The sequence below is a fragment of the Mycobacterium dioxanotrophicus genome (assembly GCF_002157835.1).
In the GTDB taxonomy this organism is placed as follows: Bacteria; Actinomycetota; Actinomycetes; order Mycobacteriales; family Mycobacteriaceae; genus Mycobacterium; species Mycobacterium dioxanotrophicus.
In genome coordinates, this window is record NZ_CP020812.1 from 16,399 (window position 1) to 31,757 (window position 15,359).

Here is a 15,359-nt window from a genome sequence, read left to right on the forward strand (position 1 = left end):
GATGGCGCGCGTCACCCTGGTACCGACGGGGGAGGAGTTCCCCGTCGGGGAGAATGAGGACATTCTCACGGCCGCCCTGCACCACGGCGTCAACCTGCAATACGGGTGCCGGCACGGGAACTGCTCCTCCTGCAAGCACTGGTTGCTCGACGGCGACGTCGACGACTCGGCGGCGTCGGTCTATGCGATTCCGAGGAACGAACGCGAGGACGGGGCGATTCTGCTGTGCTGCACCTACGCCGAGAGTGATCTGGTAATTGAGATCGACCAGCATGACGGTGCCGAGGCGCTTCCGCCGATGACACCTCCCAGCCCGCGGCGGGCGACGGTGTTGGAAGTGATTTCTCGGACATCGAACCTGGTCGAGTTGCGGGTGGCCCTGGACGCACCATTAAGTTTCCGGGCCGGCCAGTACGCGGAATTCACTCTCGACACCGGGGAACGCCGCTCCTACTCGCTGCTGAACCCGCCGAGTTCGGGAAGCGAACTGACCTTCTGTATCAAACGCGTGCAGAACGGAGTGTTCACCGCCGTGCTCGACCAGCTCGAGCCGGGATACCACCTGCACCTGGAGGCACCGTTCGGCACGATGTTCCTGCGGGAAACCGGTCGCCCGGTGATCGCGGTTGGGACAGGCTCCGGGATAGCGCCGCTATTGTCGATGCTGTCCGACGCCGCCGAGCAGAACAGCGACGTCCCGATCCGCTTCTACTACGGAGCCCGTACCACCAATGATCTGGTATACCTCGACAAGCTCGCCGAACTGTCCACACGGTTGAAGGATTTCCAGTTCATCCCGTGCCTGTCGCAGGGCACCCCCGAGACGGTGCCGCCAAACGCCCGCGCTGGACGGGTAACTCGGGCCATCGCCGAAGACATCCGGGACGCCTCACTCTATGACGCCTACCTGTGCGGCGCACCCGAAATGTGTGACGCCGTCGGGAGACTCCTGGAAGCCAAGGGCCTGCCCGAGGTGCGCATTCACGCCGATAAGTTCTATCCGGCCATCGAGTCGGCCCCGGTATCCGCGTGAGTGACGTGCAATCCAACCGATTGCACGACCTAGCACCGACAGTAGATTCAGAGAATTACCGCCGAGGAGATCGCCACGACAGCTGCCGCAAAGCACCCCGCTGTGCCCGAGGTTCTCGGGATCCTCCGCGGCGACTGCGCTGATAGGTAAGGGGACCGTCGCGATCGCGGTTTGGCGGACCCGGCGAACCTCACCGTGCGCGTATCGGGAACCGACCTGACACTCAAACGAGAACACGATCAAGGGCTCGTTGCCCAAACCGCAACTGTGCGCCTGCATGACCACCGCGATCCGGGATGTCCTTGGCCACCATCCGGGGTGAAAGCCTCACACGAAGAGAAGAGAGTGCGCAACCGTGCCCAAGAAAATTGCCTTCGATGAGGATGCGCGCCGGGCCTTGGAGCGGGGGGTAGACAAACTCGCAGACGCCGTCAAGGTTACCCTCGGCCCGAAGGGCCGCAATGTCGTGCTCGGTCGTCATCTGGCGAAACCGCTCGTGACCAACGACGGTGTCACCGTTGCCCGCAGTATCGAACTCGGCGATCCCTACGAAAAGATGGGCGCCGAACTGGTCAAAGAGGTTGCCAAGCAGACCGACGACGTAGCCGGTGATGGTACGACCACCGCCACTGTGCTGGCCCAGGCCATGGTGCACGAAGGCCTGCGGAACATCGCCGCCGGCGCCAACCCGATAGCGGTCAGGCGAGGTATCACCGCTGGCTTGGTCAATGTCATCCAGGCGCTCGACGATGCCGCGAGACCTGTCGAAACCTTAGAACAGATCGCCGCGACCGCGACGATCTCCTCCGGCGACCCAGCAATCGGGAACATTGTTGCCGCGGCGTTGAACAAGGTCGGTGCGCACGGCATCATCACAGCTGAGGCATCCGACGCGATCGGCCTCACGCTTGAGCTCGTCGAGGGTTTGCGATTCGAGAAGGGATACCTCAGTCCATACTTCGTGAACGATTTCGAACGGCTCGAGGCCGTCCTCGACGACCCGTACATTCTTCTCGTCTCGTCGGTGATCAGCTCGGTGCGCCAGCTGATGCCGATCGTGGAAAAGGTGATGAAGACCGGCCGTCCGCTGGTCATCGTGGCCGAAGACGTCACTGACGATGCGCTCGCGACCTTGGTCGTCAACAATGTGCGCGGCAAGTTCACCTCAGCGGCAGTGAAGTCGCCCGGTTTCGGCGACCGGCGTGAGTTGATGCTGCGCGACATGGCGATCGTGACCGGTGGCGAAGTCATCTCCGAAGCCACCGGGGTGACCGTCGAAGCCGCGAGCCTCGACTTGCTCGGGTCTGCGCGTCGGGTGCTGATCACCAAGAACGACACCTCGTTTGTCGGCGGCGCTGGCGACCCCGTCGCGATCGGGGGACGGGTCAAAGAAATCACCGCCGCGATCGAGGCGTCAACCGACGATTACGACACCGACAAACTCCGGGAACGCCTGGCAACGCTCAGCGCCGCGGCGGCGGTGATCCGGATCGGCGCCGCAACCGAGATCGAACTCAAGGAACGCAAACATCGGATCGAGGACGCAGTGCGCAACGCGAGGGCCGCAGCGGAGGAAGGCGTAGTGGCCGGCGGGGGTGTTGCGTTGCTGCAGGCATCCAACGCCGCCTTCGACACACTCGATCTCGCTGGCGATGAGGCGGCCGGCGCCAACGTCCTGCGGGTCGCTCTGGACGCGCCGCTGAAACAGATCGCCGTCAACGCCGGCCTGGAAGGTGGGGTTGTGGTCGAGAAGGTCAGAAACCTCCCGACCGGGCACGGCCTGAACGCCGCGACCGGACAGTATGGCGACATGATCGCCGCCGGAATCATGGATCCGCTCAAGGTAACCCGATTAGCGCTGGAAAGCGCCGCGTCCATCGCGGCGATGTTCCTGACCGCGGAGGTACTCATCGCCGATAAGCCCCACATCCCACTATCCGAAATGCCTCCGCTCTGAAACGACAGCCGTTTTCGCCAACAGTGCGGCCCGTGTCGGCGTCGCTGCGGACTTGGTCAAAGATCCCGAAGCGGACTAGGATCGGCGTTCACTGGCCCGTGTGGGGCCGGTCGATCGGTCCAGCGCCCCGGCAGGCTCAGTAACGGCCGATCTCGTCGACCCGCGCATGCGCGTCGAATCTCAACCGGTCAAGACCCACGGATGGCAACGGTGTCCGCCGGGCCGGCAAAACGATCCGGCAGGCGTATCGAGCATGTCCCGAGTCTCGTGGATTCTTGGTGACGATCCATGGTGAACTCTAGGCGGCGGCACCGACAGCTTCGGTACCGGCGGCGGTTTTGGGGTGGGCGTGTCGATGTAGGGCAGCTACGAGCTGGGGCATCTGCTTGTGGCCCTTGATGCGGCGGAAGGCTCGCTCGGCGTTGAGCATGCCGGCTGCGGTCCAGCGCAGCACCATCTGCCCGTCGCGCCAGCGGGTGACGTTTCGGTTGGTGGTGCGCGCGATCGAGATCATCGACTCGACTGGGTTGGAGGTTGTCAGTGTTTTGGCGAGCCGGCCGTCGATGCCCAGACTGAATCGCCCTGGAAATGCTGGAGGCTCCTGACCTTGGAAACGAGGATGCAGGTATGCCGAAAGAACAGTCGCCAGGGAAGCCGACGACACGCCGATACAGTCCGGAAGAGAAGGCCGCCGCGGTGCGGATGGTGCGGACGTTGCGCGCCGAACTGGGTACCGAGCAGGGAACCGTGCAACGGGTAGCCCGCCAGCTCGGCTACGGCGTCGAGTCGGTACGGATGTGGGTGCGCCAGGCAGATATCGATGAAGGATTAGCTCCAGGGGTATCGACCGCAGAGTCGGCGCGGGTCAAGGAACTCGAGCAAGAGAACCGAGAACTCAAGCGCGCCAACGAGATTCTGAAGCGAGCGGCCAGTTTCTTCGGGGCGGAGCTCGACCGCCAACACAAGAAATAGTCGACTTCATCGACGACAACCGCGAGGAGTTCGGGGTCGAGCCCATCTGCACCGTCCTGCGATCAGCAGGGGTGTCGGTGGCTCCGAGCACCTACTACGCGGCCAAGTCCCGCGGTCCGTCGCAGCGGGCCCGCCGTGACGCCGTGCTGGGTCCGGCCCTGGTCGGGTTGTGGAAGGACAACTACTGCGTCTACGGGGCGCACAAGCTGTGGAAAACGGCACGCCGGGCCGGTCACGATGTGGGCCGCGATCAGGTGGCCCGGCTGATGCGGGCCGCCGGCATCGAAGGGGTGTGTCGCGGCAAACGGGTCCGCACCACCAAGGCTGACCCCGGCGCTGGGGTTGCGTCCAGCAGAGTGGTGTACGAGTCGGACCTGATCAGCGGTACCGGCGTGTCGTAGCCCAATGATTGAAGGTCATCGCGTGATTCTTCGAGAGACCGTCCAAAGTCACTCGAGCAAAGGAATCGACGCGATGACCACTGCCCACAATATCGACCTGCCCGCCGTGCTCGCCGAACGACTCACCACCTGCCATCCCGACGTGCTGCGTGAACTGCTCGCCACGTTCATCCACACGTTGATGGGTGCTGAGGCCGATGCGCTGTGCGGTGCCGGATACGGCGAGCGCAGTACCGAGCGCACCAATCAGCGCAATGGCTATCGGCACCGCCAGTTCGACACCCGCGCAGGTTCGTTGGACTTGGCGATCCCCAAGCTACGGCAGGGCTCCTATTTCCCGGACTGGCTGCTGGAACGGCGCAAACGCGCCGAGCGGGCCCTGACCACGGTGGTGGCCACCTGCTACCTGCTCGGGGTCTCGACGCGGCGGATGGACAAGCTCGTCGAAACGTTGGGCATCACGTCGCTGTCGAAGTCGCAGGTGTCGGTGATGGCCAAGGAACTCGACGCCGCTGTCGAGGCGTTCCGGACCCGGCCGCTGGACGCCGGTCCGTACACGTTCGTCGCCGCCGATGCGCTGGTGCTCAAGGTCCGCGAGGGCGGGCGGGTGGTCAACGTGCACGCCCTGATCGCTGTCGGGGTCAATGCCGAGGGCTACCGCGAAATCCTGGGTGTCGACGTCACCACCGCCGAGGACGGCGCGGGCTGGCTGACGTTCTGGCGGTCGCTGACCGCTCGCGGGCTGTCCGGGGTCAAACTGGTCACCTCCGACGCCCACGCCGGGCTGGTCGCCGCGATCGGCGCCACGCTGCCAGGGGCAGCCTGGCAGCGCTGCCGCACGCACTACACGACCAATCTGATGGCCGTCACTCCAAAAGCGTCATGGCCGTGGGTGCGGACCCTGTTGCATTCAGTGTTCGACCAGCCTGACTCGGAATCCGTTGCTGCCCAATACGATCGGATCGTCGCCGCGCTCGCCGACAAGCTCCCCAAGGCCGCTGAACATTTGGAAGCGGCCCGGCCGGATCTACTGGCGTTCACCGCGTTCCCCAAACAGATCTGGCGCCAGATCTGGTCGAACAACCCTCAGGTTATCTGGAGTGCTCCGGTGGGTGTCCTCGATGTCCGACACGAGGGGTTGAGGGTCCGGTTTCTGCCTGGTGGACGTGGTTATCTGCAGTCGTCCAGGAGGCAGATTCCAGGGAGGCGGAGTGTTTGTTACGCGGGTGGTTTCGCCGGTCTCGTCGCGTGAGTCGTGGACCGTTCTCGGTGATGACGATCGGCCGGTGGAGCCGGTTGAGCGGTATCTGGCCTATTTGACCGGGATCGAACGGTCCCCGAACACGGTCAAGGCGTATGCCCACGATCTGAAGGACTGGTTCGAATTCCTCGGCGACCGCGGGTTGGATTGGCGGTCAGTGACTTTGGAAGATGTCGACGGGTTCGTGGCCTGGCTGCGCGCCCCGGCTGAGGCGCGTGACGGGCGGGTGGCGGTGCTGCCGTCGGTGGCGCCGGTATGCAGCGAGTCGACGGTGAACCGGAAGTTGTCGGCGCTGGGTTCGTTCTATACCCATACCGCTCGTGACGGCGTCGATGTTGCCATGTTGTTGTCGTCGTGGCAGGTCGGAGGGGCGCGGGGCGGGTGGAAACCGTTCCTGCATCACATCAGCAAGTCGATGCCGCAGCGGCGGCGGACGGTGGCGTTGAAGGCGCCGAAGAAGCTGCCGCGGGTGCTGACACCGGAGCAGGTGCAGGCCCTGCTGGACGGGTGCGAGCATCTGCGCGACCGGCTGTTGCTGGTAATTCTCTACGACACCGGAATGCGGATTGGTGAAGCATTGGGGTTGCGGCACAACGATATTGCCGCTGCCGAACGCCAGATCACGGTGACGCGCCGCGACAATGACAACGGGGCCCGCGCCAAGTCGCCCACCACGCGCACGGTTCCGGTCAGCGCGGAGCTGATCCGGCTCTACGGCGATTACCTGCATCGCGAATACGGTGACCTGGACAGCGACTACGTGTTCGTCAATCTGTGGGGCCGCCCGTTCGGGCAGCCGTGGACCTACGCCGCGGTCTACGACCTCATCCGCCGCCTGCGCCAGCGCACCGGCATCGACTTCGATCCGCACTGGCTGCGGCACTCGGCAGCAACCAGGCTGCTGCGCGACGGTGTCGGCCTCGAGGTCGTGGCCCAGCTGCTCGGCCACTCGAACGTCACGGTCACCGCCACAACCTACGGGCACCTCACCGTCGAAGACGCCCGAGCGGTGCTCGACGAGGCGGGCTGGTTCGACGGGCGGGTCAGCTGGTGACCGCCCCGGAGATCAACGGCCCGGGTCTGCGGGGCCTGCTGGGCCGGTTGATGGCGGTTGTCCGTCCCGAATTCCGCAGTGATGTCCTGGAATTCCCCGCCGACGACCTGGTGTTCGGCGGGGGCGCCTGCCGGGTTCCCGGCTGCCAGCGCAGCGCACGAGGTCACGGGTTCTGCCAGGGCCATGGCCAGCGGTGGGTCGATGCCGGTCGACCGGACCCGGAGGTGTTCGCGGCGACGACCGATCCGCGGTGGCGGCGTCAGCAGCCGAACCAGCGGTGCGCGGTCGATGGCTGTGGTTACGGCACCGCCCGCGGCGGGTTGTGTTCCATGCACGCCCGGCGCTGGGAGCATGCGGGCAGGCCGGATCGTGACCGGTGGCTGGCTGCGGTTCCGGCGGTCAAACAGCCTGCGGCAGGGGCGGTTTGCCGTATAGAGCACTGCCTGCTCTGGCCGCAGGCCAGCTCACCGTTCTGCCATGCTCACACCAACGCCTGGCGCTGCCACGGCCGCCCGGACCCTGGCGAGTTCGCCGACGGGTTCGTCCCGACCGGCCTGCCCGCCAACGAGACCATCCGTTTGGGGACGCTGGCGCCGGCGCTGCGGCTGGAGATGCAGTACGCGCTGCAGTGCCGCCACGACCAGCGCCGCGGCAAGGTCACCCCGACCATCGTCGGCAGGGTGGTGCGGCTGCTGGTCGCCGCCGAGGTCAGCTCGCTGCTCGACCACGACGAAGCCGGCTGGCGGCAGCTGTCGGGCCAGTTGGACTCCAACGCCCGCGGACTGCTGATGTTCGCTCACCGCGTCGTCGCCGACCTCGCCGAGGATGACGGCTGGGACGGCGAATACGATCGTGACGTCTGGCGCATGCACCGGCTCGGCTTCGACGGACACCGGAGTCTGCGGTTCACCAGCATCACCCAGCCCTGGCTGCAGGAGTTGGCCAAACGCTTTGTCCGGCTGCGTCTTTCCCGCGGACTTGGCCTGGAAGCCGGCGGCGGGCGCCCGGTCTTGGCGATCACCCGGTTCTCGGCGTTCCTGTCCCGCACCGGTGTCGAACGCATCGATCAGCTCGACCGGCCGCTGCTCGAGCACTACCTCGCCGACCTGAGCGAGTTGAGCATCGAACGCCGCCGCAGCCACATCGGCACGCTCAACGGGCTGTTCACCGCGATCCGCCAGCACCACTGGCACTCGGGCCTGGCCGCCACGGTCACCTTCTACAACGAGGACTACCCGCACCGCGCCGAGTTGCTGCCCCGGGCACTGGCCGAGCAGGTCATGACCCAGCTCGAACACCCGGCCAACCTCGACCGGTTCGACAACCGCACCTACCGGCTGATCACCATCGTGCTCATGCGCAGCGGATTGCGGGTCACCGACGCGCTGCGGCTGCGCGCCGACTGCATCACCACCGACGCCGAAGGCGCCCCCTACCTGCGCTACTTCAATCACAAGATGCGCCGCGACGCCCTGGTCCCCATCGACGCCGAGCTGGTCGACCAGATCAACGAACACCGCCGCCGCACCCTCGACCGCTGGCCGGGCGGGACACCGATCCTGTTCCCGCGCCCTACTAAAAACGTCGACGGCACACAGCCGTTGGGAACACCCACATACCGGGCCGCGCTGCTGCGCGGGCTAGCCGCCTGCGACATCCGCGACGACACCGGCCAGCCGGTCCACCTGACGCCTCACCGCTGGCGTCACACTCTCGGCACCCGGCTGATCAACCGGGATGTTCCGCAGGAGGTCGTGCGCCGCATCCTCGACCACGACTCACCGCAGATGACCGCCCACTACGCCCGAATGCACGACACCACCGTTAGACGGGCTTGGGAAGCCGCCCGCAAGGTCGATATCACCGGCCGCACAGTAGTTTTCGACCCAGACGGGCCACTCGCCGACGCCGCCTGGGCCAAACAACGCCTGGCACAAGCAACCCAGGCCCTGCCCAACGGCTACTGCGGGCTGCCGCTGCAGCAGTCCTGCCCGCACGCCAACGCCTGCCTGACCTGCTCCATGTTCCTCACCACCGCCGAGTTCCTGCCCCAGCACCGCACGCAACGGCAGCAGACCCTGGAACTGATCACCGCCGCCGAGGCCCGCGGCCAGAAACGGCTGGCCGAGATGAACCGCACCGTCCTGACCAACCTCGACACCATCATCGACAGCCTCGACACCTCGCAGGACACCGAACATGCGCTCTGACAACAGCATTCACCTCGTCACCGCCGCCCGCCAACGCCACGAACTCACCCGCGCAAAAGCCCTGGCCGCCCTGCACGAGCTCGACCGCACCGGCCAGCCCATCACTTTCAGCACCGTCGCCGACGCCGCAGGCGTCTCCCGTTCCTGGCTCTACGCTCAGACCGACGTCAAAGACGAGATCCGGCGCCTGCGCGCCCGCAACCAGCCCCGGCCGACCCCAACGATTCCGTCCCGGCAACAGTCCAGCGACCAATCCCTGCGCCAGCGCCTCGACATCGCGCTACGCCGCAACCGCGAACTCACCGACGAAAACCAGCGGCTACGCCGCCAACTCGCTGTCGTTCTCGGCCAGAACCGAACCGCGACACCCCACCCCCCACCACATCGCAATCGGATAACGATCGGCCCATGCTGAACCGCCAGCGCACCCACCCGCACGACCGTCATCGACACCGTCCACAACACGAAACACCAGCTCAGACGACCGCACCTGCACCGGACTCCAGATAACGGTGGAGCGGCTCAACAAGGAGATCCGCCGGCGCACCGACGTCGTGGGCATCTTCCCCGACCGCAACGCTCTGATCCGCCTCGTCGGCGCCGTGCTGGCCGAGCAACACGACGAATGGGCCGAGTCCCGGCGCTACCTCGGCCTCGACGTCCTGAGTAAATCACGCACCGTCAACGAAACCCCGACAGAACAGGAGAACGCCCCAGCGGCGCTAACCGCCTGACCCATCACGACGAAGAATCACACGACGACGTCGTACACCACGTCCCTGGACTTGACCGGCGCTGGGCGGCATCCCGATCTGGTCAAGCGCAACTTCACCGCGACTGCCCCCAACCAGTTGTGGGTCACCGACCTGACCTACGTTCCGACCTGGGCCGGCGTGGCGTACGTCTGCTTCATCACCGATGCGTTCAGTCGGATGATCGTCGGCTGGCGGGTCGCGTCGAACATGCGGACCACGATGGTGCTCGATGCGATTGAGATGGCCCGCTGGTCACGCGGAAATACGTTGCCGGGTTTGACATGTCACTCCGACGCCGGATCGCAATTCACGTCCGTTCGCTACGGTGAACGCCTCGCCGAGATCGGTGCGGTGCCCTCCATCGGATCCGTCGGGGACAGCTTCGATAACGCCCTCGCGGAGACGGTGAACGGATACTACAAGTCCGAGCTGATCTACGGGCCGGCCCGCACCGCCCCCTGGAAGACCGCCGAGGATGTCGAACTGGCCACCCTGAGCTGGGTGCACTGGCACAACACAGCGCGTCTGCACGGCTACCTCAACGACCTACCGCCCACAGAGTTCGAAGCCATCTTCTACGCTCCGAAACGGACCGACCAACCCCTGGTCGAAATCCAATAGCCCGAGCCTCCACCGGAACCAGAGCGTCTCAGGCTGGTAGAACTGGGCAAGATCCGTGAGTGTCGCGGCCGCAAACCCTCGAACAGCGAGGAGACCGTCGCCGAGATCGTCAGGCTGACGACCACGACGAACCCGCCGGGTGCCACACATTGGTCGTGCTGGACGATGGCCAATCGGGTGGGGCCCTATATGCAGCGTTAATCCTTGGCCTGGACGGTATATCGGACGGTTTGGACCTGGATCAGTCCGTCGCCGAACACAAAGGTGTCGATGCCGTCGTCCACGCGTGTGGTCGCGGATTCGGCGGCCCACTCGAGCAAGAGCACGTCACCCTCGAAGAACTGGGTCTTCAACTGCCAATCCGCTTTCGGAACATCATCCAGCAGCTGGGTGAACGCCGCACGAATGCCATCCTTGCCGCGAAGGACGCCGCTGGGCGACATGAAGACGGCGTCATCGGCATAATCGGCGACGATCTCATCGAGGTCGCCTGCGCCGAGCGCCTGGGCGTGGTGGGCGAATACTTCCTGCGGCGTGCGGGTCATCGTGGTTCCTTCATCTCGTCGTGTCCTGAGCTAGACCCTAACCCAGATTTTTCGGGGATTATCGCTGGTGACGGCGTGTAGATAAGCGAAAGTGCCTGTCCTGCAAGGGATAATTGGACTTCTCTAGGGTTCAACCATCCTGACGGGAAGGCACTTCGCAGGTGAAGAGTATCGCGGCCGCATCGCGGGTGAAAGTGTCAGCCGACGGCCACGGGGTCGTGTCGCACGCCGGGATGGGCCTACTGCGGGAACTGGCCGACCGGACCGGGTTATCAGCGCAGGTCACCGGGGCTTTGGCCGACACCTACCGCGGGCCGTGGAGCTACGCACCCGGCGAGGTGTTCGCTGATCTGGCCGCGGCGGTCGCCGACGGCGCGGACTGCATTGACGGGGTCGGCCAACTGTGCGGCGACCGTGAGCACGCGTTCGGCGCGAAAGCCTCCACGACCACGATGTGGCGGCTGGTCAATGAGCGCATCGACGCTGCACACCTGCCTGCGGTGCGCGCGGCCCGCGCCAGCGCGCGGGCGGCGGCCTGGGCCGCCGGTGCGGCCCCGAACCGGGTGGCTGGCTGCACATCGACATCGACGCCACCCTGGTGATCGATCACTCCGACAACAAACACGGCGCGACGCCGACCTGGAAGAAGTCGTTCGGGCACCATCCGCTGCTGGCGTTCCTGGACCGCCCGAGATCGCCGGCGGGGAAGCCCTGGCCGGGCTGCTGCGCAGCGGCAACGCGGGCTCCAACACCGCCAGCGACCACGTCATCGTCCTGGCCCAGGCGCTGGCAGCGCTGCCCGCGCCGTGGCGGCCCGACTCGAGTCGTGGCGGTGATCCCGACCGGCCCCAGGTGCTGGTGCGTTGCGACACCGCCGGAGCCACCCACCGATTCGCCGACGCCTGCCGTGAGCAGGGGTCGGATTCTCCTTCGGCTACCCCGTCGACGCCCGCGTCCAGGACGCCGTGGACACACTCAACCTTGCCGAGGGCTGGTACCCGGCCATCGACACCGACGGTGGGCTGCGCGACGGCGCCTGGGTCGCCGAGGCCACCACCTTGGTCAACCTCAACAGCTGGCCGCCGGGCACCCGGCTGATCCTGCGCAAAGAGAGACCGCATCCCGGCGCCCAGCTGCGGTTCACCGACACCGACGGGATGCGCGTCACCGCGTTCATCACCGACACACCGCCCGGTGTCGTGGCCGGCCAAGTCGCCGGCCTGGAGTTGCGGCACCGCCAGCACGCCCGCGTCGAGGACCGCATCCGCGAACTCAAGAACGCCGGCCTGCGCAACCTGCCGTGTCACGGCTTCTGGGCCAACGCCGCCTGGCTCGAGATCGTCCTGGCCGCCGCCGACCTGGTCATCTGGGCACGGCTCATCGGATTCACCAGTGATCCGACGCTGGCCCGCGCCGAGATCGCCACGTTCCGCTACCGCGTGCTGCACGTCGCGGCCCGCATCACCCGCGGCGCCCGCCAACTCCGGCTGCGCATCGACGCCACCTGGCGCTGGGCCACCTCGATCGCGACCGCCTGGCAGACGATCCGCACCGCCTTCGGATAACAGCCGGCCTCCTGACCGATCGATCACGAAAGACATACCGGCCCTAGGAAAGCCCGCCCCACCCGGCGACACGGGACCAACCCACCATGCCCTGTGACCGCAGACGTCACCCGACCAACCATCACGCCCTACAGATCCACCGCCATCACCATCGACGAAAAATCCGGGCTAATTGGAGTCGTGTTGTAAGCCAGATGCTGTGAGCAGCGCTTGAGAGTAGCGGTCTCAGCCGGGCGGGTGAACAGGCCATACGCGGTCTCGAACTCGTCGAGGGCCAACCGGTGGGTGATCATGGGCGCGGTGTTGGGTCGGCCGTTGGCGACGAGTTCGATCAAGCTCCGCGTGGCGTACGTATCGACGAGCGCCTTCATTGCGTCCTCTTCTGCTGGCTCGACCATCCCGAGTCCTCGATCGGTATCTACTGCTTCGGTCGCACTTCGGTTACGGCCGCAAAATCGGCTCGATCGCGTGCAACACGGTGGCGTCTTCGATGGTGGACGGGGTCGGCTCGTCCTTGCCGTGGGCGATGCCGCGCATGGTTTTCCGCAGGATCTTGCCGGAGCGGGTCTTAGGTAGCGCGGCCACGACGTCGACCTGCTTTAAGCAGGCCACCGCCCCGATCTCGTCGCGCACCAACTTGACGAGCTCGTCGGCCAGTCCCTCGGCGGACGCGCGGGCCTTCAGCACGACCAGCCCACGCGGCACCTGACCTTTGATCTCGTCGGCAACCCCGATGACGGCGCATTCGGCCACCGCCGGGTGGGTGGCCAGCACCTCTTCGATCGCGCCGGTCGAGAGCCGGTGTCCCGCGACATTGATGACGTCGTCGATGCGGCCCATCACGAACAGGTAGCCGTCCTCGTCAATGTAGCCGCCGTCGCCGGTGAGGTAGTAGCCGGGATGCTCGCACAGATAGGCCGCCTCGTAGCGAGCGTCGTCACCCCATAGCGTCGGCAACGTGCCCGGCGGCAACGGCAACGCGATGCAGATCGCGCCGTCCTCGCCCGGTTGGCACTCCGAGCCGTCGATGCGCAGCACGTGCACGTCATAGCCGGGCATCGGCACCGTGGGCGATCCCGGTTTGATCGGCAGCGCCTCCACCCCCATCGGGTTGGCAGCGACCGCCCAGCCGGTCTCGGTCTGCCACCAGTGGTCGACGACCGGGACGCCCAGCTTCTCGGCCGCCCAAGCATAGGTATCCGGGTCGAGACGCTCGCCGGCCTGGAACAAACAGCGCAGGCCGGTCAGGTCATAGCGGTGAATGTGAGTGCCCTCGGGATCCTCCTTGCGGATCGCCCGCAGCGCGGTCGGCGCCGAAAACAGCGCCTTCACACCGTGTTCCGAGACGACGCGCCAGAACGCGCCGGGATCCGGGGTGCCGACGGGCTTGCCCTCGTAGAGCACCGTCGTCGCACCCAGCAACAGCGGGCCGTACACGATGTAGGAGTGCCCGACCACCCAGCCGACATCGGAGGCCGCCCAAAACACCTCGCCCGGTGCTACGTCGTAGATGTGGCGCATGCTCCACAGCAAGGCGACGGCGTGCCCGCCGTTGTCACGGACGATGCCTTTGGGTTTTCCGGTGGTGCCGGAGGTGTAGAGGATGTACAGCGGATCGGTGGCCGCGACCGGTACCGCTTCGACGGGCTCGGAATTGCCGATCAGCTCGTGCCAATCCAGGTCGCGGCCGGGGACTAGTTCGCAGCGGTGACGGTCGCGCTGCACGATCACGCAGGCGGCCGGCTTGTGCTGGGCCATGTCGAGCGCGGCGTCGAGCATGGGCTTGTACTCCACGATGCGGCTCGGCTCGATGCCGCAGGAGGCGGAGACGACGACCGTCGGGCGGGCGTCGTCGATGCGGGTGGCCAGTTCATGCGGGGCGAACCCGCCGAACACCACCGAATGTACCGCGCCCAGCCGGGCGCAGGCCAGCATCGCGATCACCGCCTCGGGCACCATCGGCAGGTAGATCACCACCCGGTCACCCTTGCCCACCCCGAGCGCGCGCAGCACCCCGGCGAACCGCGCGGTCTCGTCGAGCAGCTCGTGGAAGGTGTAGGTGCGTTTGGTGCTAGTGACGGGGGAGTCGTAGATCAGCGCAGGCTGGTCGGCGCGGCCGCCTGCGACGTGGCGATCCAGCGCGTTGACGCAGGTGTTCAGCTGCCCGTCCGGGAACCAGCGGTAAAATGGTGGATTTGTGTCGTCCAGAACGCGCTGCGGCTCGCGGGTCCAGGTCACCGCCCGCGCGGCGTCGCTCCAGAAGCCCGTCGGATTTTCGATACTCGAGTTGAACAGTTCTCGGTACCCGATATCGCTCATGATTGTGATTGTCTCCTCAGCCATCAACGGATCATCTCCACGTCCAAATGAGGCTCGAAGCCGTGCGGCACCGGCCGCGTCGCGCAGACCACCGCAGCACGCCTGAATCGCAGAGCATCGTCGGTCAAGCGGTTGCTGAGACGACATCGTCGGCGAGCGATTCGACCGCGGTCATGATCAGTTCGGCGGTGTGTTCGGGCACTTCTGCAGCCGAGAGGCTTTTTCTCAAATGCGCGCCGACGAGGTCGAAGTGGCGGCGGGTGATCCCGCGCCCCTGGTGGACCTGGCGCATCGAGGGACCGACGTACGGCTCGGGCCCGCCGAGAGCCGCGGCAAAGAATTCGACCTGTTTGCCCTTCAGCCGCTCAATCCTTGTGCCGCTGAAGAATGGCGCCAATTCCTGGTCGGCCAGCACTCGTCCGTAGAAGTCCTCGACGACGTCTTCGAGCGCCTCCGCACCGCCGATGTGCTCATAGATGCTTGCCATGCTGCCGATCCCTTCGCCGCGTGCGTCAGATGCCGCTCGACGCTACGCAGTGGCGGTTGGCGCAAGGTTGGACCATCGGCGGCGTGTTCCGAACTCTGCCGCCTGATGCCCGCCAATGCCGCGCGAGTGCAGTGGGCGACGAGCGTCTGACACTGACACATCTGTCTGCACATGTCTGC

At 66.0% G+C, this 15,359-nt stretch carries 9 protein-coding genes, 7 pseudogenes and 1 other annotated feature; of the genes and pseudogenes, 11 read left to right on the forward strand and 5 right to left on the reverse strand.

Annotated elements, in window-relative coordinates; all coding sequences use genetic code 11:
• The first annotated feature begins 1 nt into the window (after position 1).
• The 3 genes and pseudogenes from BTO20_RS38225 (at position 2) to groL (ending at position 2,990) form a co-directional block, all read left to right on the forward strand.
• Positions 2-1,033, forward strand: a complete 1,032-nt coding sequence (locus BTO20_RS38225; RefSeq protein WP_087083749.1) for a 2Fe-2S iron-sulfur cluster-binding protein — start codon at positions 2-4, stop codon at positions 1,031-1,033.
• A gap of 124 nt (positions 1,034-1,157) precedes the next feature.
• A pseudogene (locus BTO20_RS41485) lies at positions 1,158-1,286 on the forward strand (alcohol dehydrogenase); the annotation flags it as partial.
• 102 nt (positions 1,287-1,388) lie between these two features.
• On the forward strand, positions 1,389-2,990 hold the full coding sequence (gene groL / locus BTO20_RS38230) for a chaperonin GroEL (RefSeq protein WP_087083751.1): 1,602 nt from the start codon (positions 1,389-1,391) through the stop codon (positions 2,988-2,990).
• A gap of 298 nt (positions 2,991-3,288) precedes the next feature.
• Here the strand turns inward: groL and BTO20_RS38235 are convergent.
• Positions 3,289-3,561: pseudogene (locus tag BTO20_RS38235) on the reverse strand (IS256 family transposase); the annotation flags it as partial.
• A gap of 56 nt (positions 3,562-3,617) precedes the next feature.
• Between BTO20_RS38235 and BTO20_RS38240 the strand changes: the two are divergent.
• The 7 genes and pseudogenes from BTO20_RS38240 to BTO20_RS38270 form a co-directional block, all read left to right on the forward strand.
• Positions 3,618-4,297, forward strand: a pseudogene (locus tag BTO20_RS38240) (IS3 family transposase); the annotation flags it as partial.
• Positions 3,917-4,048: a sequence feature (AL1L pseudoknot), on the forward strand. Its footprint overlaps the pseudogene before it by 132 nt.
• A gap of 139 nt (positions 4,298-4,436) precedes the next feature.
• A pseudogene (locus BTO20_RS38245) lies at positions 4,437-5,453 on the forward strand (IS256 family transposase); the annotation flags it as partial.
• A 121-nt stretch (positions 5,454-5,574) separates the two neighbouring features.
• Positions 5,575-6,678, forward strand: a complete 1,104-nt coding sequence (locus BTO20_RS38250) for a site-specific integrase (RefSeq protein WP_087083757.1) — start codon at positions 5,575-5,577, stop codon at positions 6,676-6,678.
• The gene (locus BTO20_RS38255) at positions 6,675-8,888 is read left to right on the forward strand and encodes a tyrosine-type recombinase/integrase (protein ID WP_408632232.1); all 2,214 of its coding nucleotides are present in this window, start codon (positions 6,675-6,677) and stop codon (positions 8,886-8,888) included. The genes BTO20_RS38250 and BTO20_RS38255 overlap by 4 nt, the downstream gene beginning before the upstream one ends.
• Positions 8,878-9,303, forward strand: coding sequence for a DUF6262 family protein (locus BTO20_RS38260; RefSeq protein ID WP_087083759.1), 426 nt, complete (start codon positions 8,878-8,880; stop codon positions 9,301-9,303). Before BTO20_RS38255 ends, BTO20_RS38260 begins: the two co-directional genes overlap by 11 nt.
• Before the next feature lie 100 nt (positions 9,304-9,403).
• Positions 9,404-9,622: pseudogene (locus BTO20_RS38265) on the forward strand (transposase); the annotation flags it as partial.
• 57 nt (positions 9,623-9,679) lie between these two features.
• A pseudogene (locus tag BTO20_RS38270) lies at positions 9,680-10,264 on the forward strand (IS3 family transposase); the annotation flags it as partial.
• Between the two features lie 197 nt (positions 10,265-10,461).
• On the opposite strand, the gene BTO20_RS38275 reads toward BTO20_RS38270, so the two are convergent.
• Entirely contained in the window at positions 10,462-10,809 is a 348-nt protein-coding gene (locus BTO20_RS38275; RefSeq protein WP_087083761.1) for a nuclear transport factor 2 family protein, read from the reverse strand.
• A 161-nt stretch (positions 10,810-10,970) separates the two neighbouring features.
• Between BTO20_RS38275 and BTO20_RS38280 the strand changes: the two are divergent.
• A pseudogene (locus BTO20_RS38280) lies at positions 10,971-12,374 on the forward strand (IS1380 family transposase).
• A 128-nt stretch (positions 12,375-12,502) separates the two neighbouring features.
• On the opposite strand, the gene BTO20_RS39785 reads toward BTO20_RS38280, so the two are convergent.
• The 3 genes from BTO20_RS39785 to BTO20_RS38290 form a co-directional block, all read right to left on the reverse strand.
• The gene (locus tag BTO20_RS39785; RefSeq protein ID WP_157680487.1) at positions 12,503-12,772 is read right to left on the reverse strand and encodes a hypothetical protein; all 270 of its coding nucleotides are present in this window, start codon (positions 12,770-12,772) and stop codon (positions 12,503-12,505) included.
• A gap of 43 nt (positions 12,773-12,815) precedes the next feature.
• Positions 12,816-14,693 carry a propionyl-CoA synthetase gene (locus tag BTO20_RS38285; protein WP_087083763.1) on the reverse strand — a complete coding sequence of 626 codons (1,878 nt, stop codon included), beginning with the start codon at positions 14,691-14,693 and terminating at the stop codon, positions 12,816-12,818.
• A 124-nt stretch (positions 14,694-14,817) separates the two neighbouring features.
• On the reverse strand, positions 14,818-15,180 hold the full coding sequence (locus BTO20_RS38290; RefSeq protein ID WP_087083765.1) for a group I truncated hemoglobin: 363 nt from the start codon (positions 15,178-15,180) through the stop codon (positions 14,818-14,820).
• Between the last annotated feature and the right edge of the window lie 179 nt (positions 15,181-15,359).

Bases quoted from the DNA above. Each gene is read 5' to 3' on its own strand.
- BTO20_RS38260 (WP_087083759.1), top strand. From the start codon at position 8,878: ATGCGCTCTGACAACAGCATTCACCTCGTCACCGCCGCCCGCCAACGC.
- BTO20_RS38290 (WP_087083765.1), bottom strand. From the start codon at position 15,180: ATGGCAAGCATCTATGAGCACATCGGCGGTGCGGAGGCGCTCGAAGAC.
- BTO20_RS38225 (WP_087083749.1), top strand. From the start codon at position 2: ATGGCGCGCGTCACCCTGGTACCGACGGGGGAGGAGTTCCCCGTCGGG.
- BTO20_RS38285 (WP_087083763.1), bottom strand. From the start codon at position 14,693: ATGAGCGATATCGGGTACCGAGAACTGTTCAACTCGAGTATCGAAAAT.
- BTO20_RS38275 (WP_087083761.1), bottom strand. From the start codon at position 10,809: ATGACCCGCACGCCGCAGGAAGTATTCGCCCACCACGCCCAGGCGCTC.
- BTO20_RS39785 (WP_157680487.1), bottom strand. From the start codon at position 12,772: ATGGTCGAGCCAGCAGAAGAGGACGCAATGAAGGCGCTCGTCGATACG.